This window comes from Corallococcus sp. AB030, assembly GCF_003668965.1.
GTDB lineage: Bacteria > Myxococcota > Myxococcia > Myxococcales > Myxococcaceae > Corallococcus > Corallococcus exiguus.
This window is the reverse complement of record NZ_RAWQ01000274.1, coordinates 1-11,158: the sequence shown is the minus strand read 5'-3', so window position 1 is coordinate 11,158 and position 11,158 is coordinate 1. Positions and strand designations below refer to the sequence as shown.

Sequence of the window (11,158 nt, the reverse complement as noted above, 5' to 3'; positions counted from 1 at the left end):
GCGGGGGACGCCACGGGCGTCTGGGGTGACTCCGTGCAGGCCAGGCAGGCGGCGAGGAGACAAGCGGATAGCAGGGGAGCGCGGTTCATGTCCCCGGGTCTAGTCCATCATGCGGAAGGGGCGGATGGGGCGCGCGCCGCCTCTGTGCAGGAGCCATCAGGCCGGGCTGACAGCCACGGCCTGTCAGGATTGCGTGCTTGCGTCGTCTGGGGACTTCGGTTACTCCTCCGACACCGGAAAGCGGTTCTGCGCGATTAGCTCAGCTGGATAGAGCGTTGGCCTCCGGAGCCAAAGGCCGCAGGTTCGAATCCTGCATCGCGCGCTCGTGTAAGTGCCCGGCCTTTCAGGAAAAATCCTCCTGAAAGGCCGGGCAGCCGAGCAAGCTCTACTGAGCCTGGCCCGCTATTGGCCCGCCCGGAAGAAGCTTCACCCGCAGGGCCGACGCCGCCGGTTCCCGACACCTTCACGCTGACGTTCTCGCGCGTCCCTGGCGGATGGGCCGTAACAGGCTCGTCGTCGGGACAGGGGCACTACGCCTACGAGGCGTTCTGCGACGCCTTCTGCCGCCTGCCCATGCGGGCCGTCTCCGGCGCGAGCCTCCCGTCTACGGGGACGGACGCCAAGGCCCAGCGCGGCAAGAAGGGCGGTGGCCGATGAGCCGCGCCTACGACGTGGGCGCGAGCTCCGAGCAGGGGCGCCGGGACTACCAGCAGGACGCCGTGGGCCGCACCCAGGGCCCGGCGGGACTCATCGCCGCCGTGGCGGACGGCCTGGGCAGTTACGAGGGCAGCGACAAGGCGGCCCAGGCCGCGGTGCGCTCGGTGCTGGGGCACGCGTACCTGCGCGAGGCGGATGCCAGTGATGGCTCGCTCAAGCTCGGCATGGAGTCCGCCGTCGCGCACGCCCACCGCGACGTCCGCCGCGAGCAGCTCGTCGGGCAGCACACGGGACTCACCACGCTGGCCCTGCTGGTGGTGGCGGGGGCGCGGGCCGCCGTGGCGCACGTGGGCGACAGCCGCGTGTACCGGCTGCGCGCGGGGAAGCTGGAGCAGCTCACCGAGGACCACCGCGACAGCCGGCACGTCCTGACGCGGTGCCTCGGCAGCGTCCGCTCCGACTGCACGCCGGACGTGCTGGAGACGGACGCGCGTCCCGGGGATGTGTGGCTGCTATCCACCGACGGCGTTCACGAGTCGCTGACGCTGGAGCAGCTCGCCTCGGTGCTGGCGGACGGCGCCGACGCCCAGGTGGCCGCCCAGGCGCTGGTGGAGTCCGCGCTCGCCGCCGGTAGCCGCGACAACTGCACCGCCCTGGTGGTGCGCGTGCCCGGGGACGTCCCGGAAACGGTGCGAGGTGCCGCGTGAGCGCCACCGGTATGCCCCCTGCCGCTGTCGTCAAGGTGTCCCTGCGCAGCGGTACTGGCCACCGCGTCTCCATCAGCGACCCCAGCGGCATCGTCGTCAGCGTCTGGGACGTGCAGGCGCGCAAGGCCTGGGCGAAGGCCGACGAGTTGGAGCGCGTGCGCCGCGAGCGCGAGAAGGAGTCCGCCGCCCAGGACTCCAGCGCCTGCGCCACCACCGTCAGCCGGAGGTCCGCGCGATGAGCTGCCGTCCCCCTCCCGAGAATGGGCCCTCCGGGGGCGCCCCGACGCAGCGCCAGCAGGAGGTGCTTGCCTACGTCCACGCCTACAAGCTGGACAGAGGTGTGGCGCCATCGGCGAGCGAGGTGTGCGAGCGCTTCGGCTGGGCTTCCAAGCGCGCCGCGACGGACTACTTCGAGCGGCTGGAACAGCGCCGCCTGCTGAAGCGTCTGCCGAACGTCCACCGCGGGCTCGTCATCACCGAGTCTGGCGAGGCCCTGGCCAACGCCTACCTGCGCGAGCACCCCGAGGTGCTCCATGGGTAGCCCGTTGCCCACGCCCGAGGAGCGTCGCGAGCAGGTGCACGTGCTGGTGCGCACGTGCCCGAAGCGTGAGCGCGGCCTGCTGCGCCTGCGGCTGTACCGAGAGACGCCCACGTCGCCGGAGGACGCCGGGTACGCCGGGCTCAAGGCCCGGTGCTCGGTGTGCTGGACGCTGCGCCCGCGCCACCTGCAGCTCGGCGAGGTGAAGGAGCGTCCGGTGGCCACCTGTCGGCATCCCGCCTGCGAGCGGCTGTGGCGGACGGCGAAGAAGCGGGAGCAGCCCTTCCATGAGCGCGCGAAGGCCGCGCTGCTGGCCAGCTTCGCGGCGGGCCCCGAGATGCGCCATGCGTGACGGGCTCTTCGGTGCGCTCCACCTCGCGGCCGTCGTGCTGCACCTGGCGTCCGCGGTGCTGTTCCTCCTGGCGCGTCGAGACGCACGCGCCTCCACCCCCAACACCGGTCGGCCCGTGCTGCGCGTGCTGCCCGGCGGCCTCTCCACGCAGCGCGAGGAGGCGAAGCGCCATGGCTGAGACGGCCATCGAGTGGACGGACGTCGTTTGGAACCCGACGCGCGGCTGCTCCCGCGTCTCCCCGGGCTGCGGTGGCGGCACGCCCGGCGCGCGCAAGGGCGGCTGCTACGCGGAACGCATGGCCATCCGGCTGTCCGGTCCCGGGCAGGCCTACGAGGGGCTCGTGAAGAGCACCCCGGCGGGCCCGCGATGGACAGGCAAGGTGGTGCTCGACGCGGAGAAACTGCTGGAGCCGCTCCACTGGCGGAAGCCCCGGCGCGTCTTCGTCAACAGCATGAGCGACCTCTTCCACGAGGAGCTCCAGGCGAAGGACATCGCGAAGGTGTTCGCGGTGATGGCGCTCGCGCGTCGGCACACCTTCCAGGTGCTGACGAAGCGCGCGGCCGTCATGGCGCGCACGGTGGGCAGCGAGGACTTCCAGGGCCAGGTGCTGTCCATCGCCGCTATGGAGGCGACGCGGCGTGGGCTCAAGCTGGAGCCGGACGAGCTGCGCTGGCCGCTGCCCAACGTGTGGCTGGGCGTGTCGGTGGAGGACCAGCAGCGCGCAGACGAGCGCATCCCGGAATTGCTACGCACGCCCGCGGCGGTGCGGTGGCTGTCCTGCGAGCCGCTCCTCGGGCCGGTTGACCTTCAGCGCTTCATTTCGCGGCGAATGCAGACCAGCGGTTGGAACGGCCCGGCGCATCACCACGTGCTTCCCGCTGTTGGTGGAAGTCGAGGGTTGGACTGGGTCGTCGTCGGTGGTGAGTCCGGCCCGGGCGCCCGGCCCATGCACCCCGTCTGGGCGCGCCGCCTGCGCGACCATTGCGTGGGCACGGGCGTGCACTTCTTCTTCAAGCAGTGGGGGGCGTGGAAGCCCTGCTGCGTGATGACGGAGCAGGAGGTGGACGCTCTCTACGAGCAGGTGCCGGAAGGACTGCCGGGCGACAGCACGCGTCGCTGCCGCGTGCCGAAGGTGACCTTTCCCACGGAGCCGCTTCCGGTGGGTGGCGAGTGCCACACGCTCTTCGAACTCGGGAAGAAGGCTGCTGGCCGCGTCCTCGATGGTCGCACCTGGGACGAGATGCCGGAGGTGGTCCGTGGGTGAGGTTCGGATCCGCGGAATCACTCTCTGGCGTCCCTGGGGATGGGCGGTCGTCCATGCCGATAAGGACGTGGAGAACCGGGGCCCGCGCTTCCCAGCGCCTCCTGTCGGCTCGTGGCTCGCCATCCACAACGGGAAGACGTGGGACCAGGACAACGCCGACGCCATGGCGTCTGAGTTCGGGCTCCGCGTGCCGACGGAGGCAGAGCACCCGGCCGGCGCCATCATCGGCGTCGCGCGCGTGGAGGCGGTGACGCGCAAGACGGCCTTCCGTCCCAGCCGCTGGTACATGGGCGAGACGGGGCTGTGGCTCGCGGATAGGACGCCTATCCAGCCCGTGGCCTGCCGCGGCGCCCAGGGGCTGTGGGTGCTGCCCGATGAAGTCCTCCGCCTGGTGCGCGCCGCGTGGTCGGTCGCGCAGGGGGCGGCTCGATGACGCTCCGCTACCTGGATGCCGGCGCCACGCTGAGCGAGTGCGGCCTGTACCGGTACCGCCTCTGGCGCCGCTGGTCCGCGATGGATGACCGCCGCGTCCTCTTCGTGATGTTGAACCCGTCCGTTGCCGATGGGCAGCAGGGCGATCCGACGCTGCGCCGCTGCGTGGCCTTCGCGCAGGCCTGGGGCTACGGGGCGCTCACGCTCTGCAACCTGTTCGCCTTCAGGGCCACCGACCCGGCGGACCTGATGCCCGCGAAGGATGCGGTGGGCCCGCTCAACGACGCGGCCCTTGAGTCCGCCGCGCGCGAGGCCTCCCTCATCGTCGGAGCCTGGGGCGCTCACCGGCTGGTGCCCCAGCGCGCGCCCGCGGTGCTGGCGCTCCTGTGCCGGTACCACCCGGTGCATGCGCTCGCGCTCACCGGCGCGGGCGAGCCCCGGCATCCGCTGTACCTCGCTGGGCACCTGCGGCCGCAGCTCTACCGGGAGGCGCTGTCGTGAGCCCGACGCGCTTCCTCCTGGCCGGTACGTGCGCTGGCTACCTCGTCGCCCGCGCGGAGCCGCGCGTGGGCGCCTTTCTCTTCGTCGCCCTCTCCCTCTTCGCGGCGCTCGGCGCCGTCGCTGTCGTCCGGAGCCGTCCATGAGCTGCATCCAGGAGCACGAGTTCACCGTCGGATACCTCTTCTGCGGCGCGGGCGTCGGCGCGTACGGCGCGGACTGCGCCCAGGTGGAGGTGGACGGCCACCGCGCGACGGTCCGCAACGTGGGCGGCATCGACTTCGAGCAGGAGCGCTGCGACACGTTCACGAAGCTGACGGGCGCGAAGTCCCTCTGCGCGGACATCGGCCGCATGCGTCCGCGCGAGCTGCGTGCCTTCTTCGGCCCGCGTGCCCCGTACTTCATGAAGTGGTCGCCCCCGTGCAAGGGCGCCTCACGGCTCACCTCGAAGGAGCGTGCGGCGACGAAGAAGTACCAGGACATGAACCGGCTCGCGGTGAAGGCCGCGCGCAAGGTGCTGGCCGCGTGGCAGGGCGACGAGCGGCCCGTCATGGTCGTCATCGAGAACGTGCCGGCGTATCGGCATCGCTGCCCGGAGAACCTCACGGAGGTGCTGCGCCTGGGCCGCCGCGCGGGCTACGAGGTGTCCGTCGTCGAGCACGACCTGGGCGAGGAGGCGGGGCTGGCACAGCGCCGCCAGCGCCTCACCATCTGCTGGCGCGACGCGAAGCGCTGCCCGGTGCCGGTGGCCATGCCTTCGAAGAAGCGCCTGCGCGGCGTGGGCGAGGTGCTCGGTCCGCTGCCGTTCCCGGACGACCCGCGCGCGGGGAAGCACCACAAGCTGCCGCGCATCGAGTGGCTGAACGCGGTGCGCCTGGCGCTGGTGCCTCCGGGCGGGGACTGGCGGGACCTGCCGCCCCGCGGGGGCGTGGTGGCGTGGCTGGAGGCGCGCGGACTGTGGCCGGCGGGCGTGGACACGAGCCCCTTCCGCGACCTGGTGGAAGAGCAGCTCGGCACGCCCGTGCAGCAGGGCCAGCAGCGCCGCGAGGTGCACCGTCGGCACCCGGTGCAGGCCTGGGCGGAGCCGGCGCCCACGGTAGCCGGGCCCGGGGGGGCGGGGCTGTGCGCAGTCGAGGACCCGCGTCCCCTGGACGCGCTCGGGCTCGGGCATTCCCCGCGACGCGGCGCGGCGGGCGTGACGGCCTGGGACGGGCCGGCACCCACGGTGCGCGGCGTCGCCCGGCACGACAACGGCGGCGCGGCCGTGGCTGACCCGCGCGCGCTGGAGGGGGTGGCCCTCACGCACGCTCGCGGCGAACGCTTCGCGGACCAGTACCGCGTGCAGGACTGGAGTGCTCCGGGCAGGACGGTGACGGGCGCGACGGACGTCCAGGCCGGTGCGCCCGTGGTGGCCGACGCCCGCCCCTTGGATGCGCTGGCCCTGCGCGCTGACGGCCGCACGGGGACCTGCGGCGTCATCGACTGGGAGAAACCCGCGCCTACCGTCATCGGCATGCCCTACGTCTCCGGCGGGAGCAGCCCGGTCTCGGTGGCGGATCCGCGCCTGGACGGAATCGCCATGGGGACGGACAACCCCCTGCGCCACCGCAACAAGTACGCGGTGACGGGATGGGGCAGCCCGTCGGGTACGGTGACGGCCGCCTCGCGCCCCGGCAGCGGTGCGCCCTCGGTGGCGGACCAGCGCGTGCTGGAGCTCGTCGGCCTGGGCCAGACGGCCACGGGCGCGGGCACCTACGCGGGCCGCCCCGGCCTCTTCGGAGTCATGGACGAGCGCGCCCCGGCGCCCACCGTCTCCGGCTCCGCGACGGTGAGCAGCAGCAACACGCCGGCCGCGCTCGCGGACTCGCGCGCGGCGGCGGCGCTCGACGCGCTGGGGGTAGGCCCCACCTGCCGCAACGGCTTCTACGGCGTGCTGGAGTGGGACCAGCCCGCGCGCACCGTGACGGGCAGCCTCCAGGTGGACAACGGCTCCGCGGCCATCGCGGATCCGCGCCCCGCGCCCCGGCCAGTCATCAGCATCCACCTGGCGCTGGCGCTGCTCGCCGAGGGCTGGGAGCCGCCGAAGGGCGCGCTGGCCCCCGCCATCCTCTCCCCGCTGTCGGGCTGCTGGCACCGGCCGCTCACGACTCTGGAGTTGGCCGTCCTCCAGGGCCTGCCCCCGGTGGTGGACGGACATCCGCTGGAGTTCGTCTCCTCCAGCGACGCGCGCGTGCGCAGCATGGTGGGCGACGGCATCCCGGCGGGTGGCGCACTCGTGTGGCAGGAGGAGCAACTCCTCGCCGCGCTGAAGTCGAAGCTGGGCCATGGCTGGTCGCTGGTGAGCGACTTCTGGTTCCGCCCTGGCTTCGAGGGGTACGCGGCATGAGCGCGCCCACGCCTGCCATGACGGCGCTGGAGCAGGTCCGCGCCCTCGTCACCCGCCACCGCTTCCGCTGTGCTGGGGAGGCCCTTCTGCAGGAGGCGCTCGACCAGGTGCTGACGGAGGCGGGCATTCCCTTCCAGCGCGAAGTGCGGCTGGGGGAGGCGGGCCGCATCGACTTCCTGCTGACGGAAGCCCACGTGGGCCTCGAAGTGAAGGTGGACGGGGGCCTGTCCGAGGTCACCCGCCAGCTAGTCCGCTACGCGGAGCGGGAGGACATCCACGCCCTCCTGCTCGTCACCACCCGCTCCCGCCACGACAGCTTGCCGGCCCTCATGCAGGGCAAGCCCGTGCGCGTCGCTGTGCTGAGGGGAGGCCTGCTGTGAAGACGTACGGGACGGTGCGCCTGGAGGCGCGGAAGCTGGGCAGCCGCGGCGGTGAGCGGCCCGCGTGGGTGGTGCAGGCGGAGCCCCACGTAGCGCTGCGGCTGAAGCGCGTCTTCGACCGCATCAACAAGGGGGACGTCGGAGAAGTCTTCCTGGCGGCCACCGCGGAGACGGCGCGCGAGCTGGAGTGGTTCCTCGAGCGGTACCCAATGGAGGTGGTGGGGAAGGAGGCCAAGGACTTCCTCCGGCGCGGCGCGCGGGAGCACGCCCGGCGCGAGGCGCAGGTGGCGGAGTTGCTGGCCGCCGAGTACCAGGCGCCCGACTTCGCGATGAATGTCCCGCCCCGCGAGTACCAGCGGAAGGCGGCGGACATGTGGCTGCGCCTGCAGCGCCTACTGCTGGCGGATGACGTGGGCCTGGGGAAGACGGCCTCCGCGCTGACGGGCTTCACGGACACGCGCACGCTGCCGGCGGTAGTTGTGACGCTGACGCACCTGCCCCGGCAGTGGCAGCGCGAGCTGGCGCGCTTCCTCCCGCGCCTGCGCGTGCACGTAGCGAAGCGCGCGACGCCGGAGGACGTCACGCGCGGGCGCGGCGGGCAGAAGCTGCCCTGGCCCGACGTCCTCATTCTCAACTACCACAAGCTGTCGGGCTGGGCGGACACGCTGGCCAACGCGGGCGTGCGCTCCATCGTCTTTGACGAGTGCCAGGAGCTGCGGCGTGGGCCCGAGTCGGACAAGTACCGGGCCGCCCACTACCTGGCGGAGCGCACGCCCTTCGTCATCGGCCTGTCCGCCACTCCCATTTACAACTACGGCGGGGAGATGTTTCACGTCCTCGACACCATCAAGCCCGGCGTCCTGGGCACGCGCGAGGAGTTCAGCCGGGAGTGGTGCACCGGCGTGGACGAGAAGCTCAACTTCAAGGACCCGCGCGCCTTCGGCACGTACCTGCGCGACGCGGGGCTCATGCTGCGCCGCACGCGGCAGGACGTCGGGCGGGAGCTGCCGTCACTCTCGCGCGACGTGCACACCGTCGAGTCGGACACGCGGGTGCTCGACGAGGTGCAGGACAAGGCCGCGGAGCTCGCCCGCATCATCCTCGCGCAGGGCGGGGTGAAGCCCGAGGAGCGGCTCCACGCCTCCGGGGAGCTGTCCTGGCGCCTGCGGCAGGCCACCGGCATCGCGAAGGCGCCCTTCGTCGCGGAGTTCGTCCGCATGCTGGTGGAGAACGGCGAGCGGGTGTTGCTCTACGGCTGGCACCACGAGGTGTACAGCATCTGGCGCGAGCGGCTCGCGGAGTACTCCCCGGCCATCTTCACCGGCCAGGAGAGCCCGGCGCAGAAGGAGGAGCAGGCGAAGCGCTTCAAGGACGGGCAGACGCCCATCCTCATCATGTCGCTGCGCGCGGGCGCGGGACTCGACGGCCTCCAGCACTGCTGCCGCACAATGGTGTTCGGCGAGCTGGACTGGAGCCCCGGCGTGCATGAGCAGGCGTGCGGACGCGTCCACCGTGACGGCCAGCCGGACCCTGTCATGGCCTACTTCCTGGTGTCCGACTCCGGCTCGGACCCGGTGGTGGCGGACGTCCTCGGCATCAAGCGCAACCAGATGGAGGGCATCCGCGATCCGCAGGCCAGCCTCATGGAGCGGCTGGAGACGGACGAGGGACGCGTGCGGAAGCTGGCCGAGTCCTTTCTGAAGAACCGGAGGGCGGCATGACTCCCCTGCGTGCACCCTTTCCGTGGTTTGGCGGGAAGAGCCGGGCCGCGCACCTCGTCTGGGAGGCCTTCGGCGACGTGGCGAACTACGTCGAACCCTTCGCCGGCAGCCTTGCGGTGATGCTGGGCCGCCCTACGCCCCCGGGCGTGGAGACGGTGAACGACCGGGACGCGTACCTGGCCAACTTCTGGCGCGCCGTGCAGCTCGCGCCGGACGAGGTGGCCCGGTACGCGGACTGGCCGGTGAACGAGGCGGACCTCCATGCCCGGCACCGGTGGCTGGTGGGCCAGACGGAGTTCCGCGCGCGGATGCGGCAGGGCCCCGAGTACTTCGACTCGAAGGTCGCGGGGTGGTGGGTGTGGGGCATCTGCCAGTGGATTGGCAGCGGCTGGTGCGCACAGCCTGCGTGGGAGGAGCAGGAGGCGGCCGGCGCCGAGAAGACGTGCGGCATCGCCACGAGCGAGTACGCGAAGCGGCCGATGCTCGACAAGCCGGGCCGGGGCATCCACCAGCTCGCCGTTCGCCAGGGCGAGCGGGAGGCACAGGAGGAACGGCTGCGCGACCTGCGCAGCAACCCGGATTGGAAGCGCCGCCCGCACCTGAGCCACGGCAACGGCGTCCACGCGCAGCGCGCGCGGGACCTGGGCATCGCGGCTGGCTGGGAGAAGCGGCCGAGCCTGGGACGTGGCGGGCGAGGCGTGCATGGTCGTGGGCTGCCGGAGCAGATGCCGGTGTTGTCGGGCGACTCCGGTGCGGTCGGCCGCGGCATCCATGTCAGCGGGAAGCAGGGCGGCATCGGCGAGTGGATGCAGGCCCTGGCGGACCGATTGCGCTACGTGCGCGTGTGCTGCGGAGACTGGAGCCGCATCCTCTCGCCCAACGTCACCGAGCGCATCGGCGTGACGGGCATCCTCCTGGACCCGCCGTACAGCGGCGCGGCCGGCCGAGACCCCAGCCTCTACGCGGAGGAGTACTTGCAGGTGGCCCACCGCGTTCGCGAGTGGTCCCTGGCGAACGGCGACAACCCCCGACTGCGCATCGCGCTGTGCGGCTACGAGGGCGAGCACCCGATGCCGTCCACATGGCGGTGTGTTTCCTGGAAAGCCCCAGGCGGGTACGCGGCCGCGCGCGGGAACCACGAGAACGCGCAGCGCGAGCGCATCTGGTTCAGTCCTCACTGCTTGGCGCCGGCGGAGGACCCGCTGCACGGGCTGCCGTTCGCCGTCTTCACGGGAGGTGCCCGGTGAGCGCCTGCGACGCCCCCATGCGCGTCCCCATCTACGGCGTCACCGCGCCCCAGCCCTGGTGCTGGGCGGTGCAGGTCCGCAATGCGCCCGTCCTCAACCTGCACCGGGTTCCGCCGACGGACGTGCTGGGCGCCTACGTCGCGGTGTGCGCGGCGGCGGAGTACGTGCCGGAGATCAAGGACTGGATGGCCTCCTGGCACGGGCCGGGTGTCAGCGCTCCGCCTGCGGACGAGCTGCCGACGTGCGCGGTGGTGGCCGTGGCGCGCGTCGCTGCGGTGTCGCTGTGGCCGGATGGTGAGCGGCAGTCACGCTGGTACGTGGGCCCGGCGGGCCTGTGGCTGGAGGACGTGGTGGCGCTGCCGGAGCCCGTCGACTGCGAGCCCGGCCCGGCGGACACGCTGTGGGAGGTGCCCGCGCAGGTGTTGGCCCGCGTGCGCCTCGCTTTCGGCGCCGTCGTCGGGGAGGACAAGGCGCGCTGGGACGCCTACGAGGCCCTCGCGGCGCGCTCCGGAGGCCGCGAGCCCGCGTCGCTGAAGGACCGCGTCCTCCGAAAGTGCAGCTGCCGGCGGGCGATGACGAAGTGCTCCACGTGCCGGGTTTGGCGCTGCACCGCGCCCGGGTGCCCGCCACACACCTGCGCCACGGGGGTATCCCCGTGAGCCGCTGCCGCCTGCCCGCCGTGCGCTGCGAGCACTGCGGAGCCACGCGCATGGGCGACGCCGTCACCTATGACGGCCGGCCGTCGCCCCATGCGCCGCGCGTCGCCTCGGAGTCCGTGCGCGAGGGCCACCCGGGCCCCTGGCCCAGCTGCCGCCACGGCGTCGCAGCGCTGGCCGATTGCTCGGACTGGCCCGTCCCGCCCGCCTGCTGTCCTCAGCTCACCCTGGACCCGACACCATGAGCACCTGCCCCACGCCGCCCGCTCGCCCACGTCGCCGGCCCATCCCTCCGCCGCCTCCAGAGATCGCCGAGGGT

General features: G+C 72.6%; 15 protein-coding genes and 1 tRNA gene. All 16 read left to right on the top strand.

What is annotated here, in order from left to right:
- Positions 1 to 248 precede the first annotated feature (248 nt).
- A tRNA-Arg gene (locus D7Y15_RS39365) sits at positions 249 to 322 on the top strand.
- Positions 323 to 653: 331 nt separating this feature from the next.
- Entirely contained in the window at positions 654 to 1,364 is a 711-nt protein-coding gene (locus tag D7Y15_RS39360; protein ID WP_158629193.1) for a PP2C family serine/threonine-protein phosphatase, read from the top strand.
- The gene (locus D7Y15_RS39355) at positions 1,361 to 1,603 is read left to right on the top strand and encodes a hypothetical protein (RefSeq protein ID WP_148712985.1); all 243 of its coding nucleotides are present in this window, start codon (positions 1,361 to 1,363) and stop codon (positions 1,601 to 1,603) included. The genes D7Y15_RS39360 and D7Y15_RS39355 overlap by 4 nt, the downstream gene beginning before the upstream one ends.
- Positions 1,600 to 1,905 (top strand): LexA family transcriptional regulator, encoded by a 306-nt coding sequence (locus D7Y15_RS39350; RefSeq protein ID WP_121755770.1) that lies wholly within the window; start codon positions 1,600 to 1,602, stop codon positions 1,903 to 1,905. The genes D7Y15_RS39355 and D7Y15_RS39350 overlap by 4 nt, the downstream gene beginning before the upstream one ends.
- On the top strand, positions 1,898 to 2,254 hold the full coding sequence (locus tag D7Y15_RS39345) for a hypothetical protein (RefSeq protein ID WP_148712984.1): 357 nt from the start codon (positions 1,898 to 1,900) through the stop codon (positions 2,252 to 2,254). The genes D7Y15_RS39350 and D7Y15_RS39345 overlap by 8 nt, the downstream gene beginning before the upstream one ends.
- Positions 2,247 to 2,432 (top strand): hypothetical protein, encoded by a 186-nt coding sequence (locus D7Y15_RS39340; protein ID WP_121755768.1) that lies wholly within the window; start codon positions 2,247 to 2,249, stop codon positions 2,430 to 2,432. Before D7Y15_RS39345 ends, D7Y15_RS39340 begins: the two co-directional genes overlap by 8 nt.
- A complete protein-coding gene (locus tag D7Y15_RS39335) occupies positions 2,425 to 3,519 on the top strand; it encodes a DUF5131 family protein (protein WP_121755767.1) in 1,095 nt (364 codons plus the stop codon). The genes D7Y15_RS39340 and D7Y15_RS39335 overlap by 8 nt, the downstream gene beginning before the upstream one ends.
- Positions 3,520 to 3,586: 67 nt before the next feature.
- A complete protein-coding gene (locus tag D7Y15_RS39330) occupies positions 3,587 to 3,952 on the top strand; it encodes a hypothetical protein (RefSeq protein WP_148712983.1) in 366 nt (121 codons plus the stop codon).
- Positions 3,949 to 4,452 (top strand): DUF1643 domain-containing protein, encoded by a 504-nt coding sequence (locus tag D7Y15_RS39325; protein ID WP_121755765.1) that lies wholly within the window; start codon positions 3,949 to 3,951, stop codon positions 4,450 to 4,452. Before D7Y15_RS39330 ends, D7Y15_RS39325 begins: the two co-directional genes overlap by 4 nt.
- Positions 4,449 to 4,595 carry a hypothetical protein gene (locus D7Y15_RS44970; RefSeq protein WP_158629192.1) on the top strand — a complete coding sequence of 49 codons (147 nt, stop codon included), beginning with the start codon at positions 4,449 to 4,451 and terminating at the stop codon, positions 4,593 to 4,595. The genes D7Y15_RS39325 and D7Y15_RS44970 overlap by 4 nt, the downstream gene beginning before the upstream one ends.
- Positions 4,592 to 6,835 (top strand): DNA cytosine methyltransferase, encoded by a 2,244-nt coding sequence (locus D7Y15_RS39320; RefSeq protein WP_158629191.1) that lies wholly within the window; start codon positions 4,592 to 4,594, stop codon positions 6,833 to 6,835. Before D7Y15_RS44970 ends, D7Y15_RS39320 begins: the two co-directional genes overlap by 4 nt.
- Positions 6,832 to 7,215 carry a GxxExxY protein gene (locus tag D7Y15_RS39315; protein ID WP_148712982.1) on the top strand — a complete coding sequence of 128 codons (384 nt, stop codon included), beginning with the start codon at positions 6,832 to 6,834 and terminating at the stop codon, positions 7,213 to 7,215. The genes D7Y15_RS39320 and D7Y15_RS39315 overlap by 4 nt, the downstream gene beginning before the upstream one ends.
- Positions 7,212 to 8,936 carry a DEAD/DEAH box helicase gene (locus D7Y15_RS39310; protein ID WP_199746039.1) on the top strand — a complete coding sequence of 575 codons (1,725 nt, stop codon included), beginning with the start codon at positions 7,212 to 7,214 and terminating at the stop codon, positions 8,934 to 8,936. The genes D7Y15_RS39315 and D7Y15_RS39310 overlap by 4 nt, the downstream gene beginning before the upstream one ends.
- Positions 8,933 to 10,183 carry a DNA adenine methylase gene (locus D7Y15_RS39305; protein ID WP_121755762.1) on the top strand — a complete coding sequence of 417 codons (1,251 nt, stop codon included), beginning with the start codon at positions 8,933 to 8,935 and terminating at the stop codon, positions 10,181 to 10,183. Before D7Y15_RS39310 ends, D7Y15_RS39305 begins: the two co-directional genes overlap by 4 nt.
- A complete protein-coding gene (locus D7Y15_RS39300; protein WP_121755761.1) occupies positions 10,180 to 10,842 on the top strand; it encodes a hypothetical protein in 663 nt (220 codons plus the stop codon). The genes D7Y15_RS39305 and D7Y15_RS39300 overlap by 4 nt, the downstream gene beginning before the upstream one ends.
- Complete coding sequence (locus D7Y15_RS44445) at positions 10,839 to 11,084, top strand: hypothetical protein (RefSeq protein ID WP_148712981.1); 246 nt, start codon at positions 10,839 to 10,841, stop codon at positions 11,082 to 11,084. Before D7Y15_RS39300 ends, D7Y15_RS44445 begins: the two co-directional genes overlap by 4 nt.
- Positions 11,085 to 11,158: the final 74 nt, after the last annotated feature.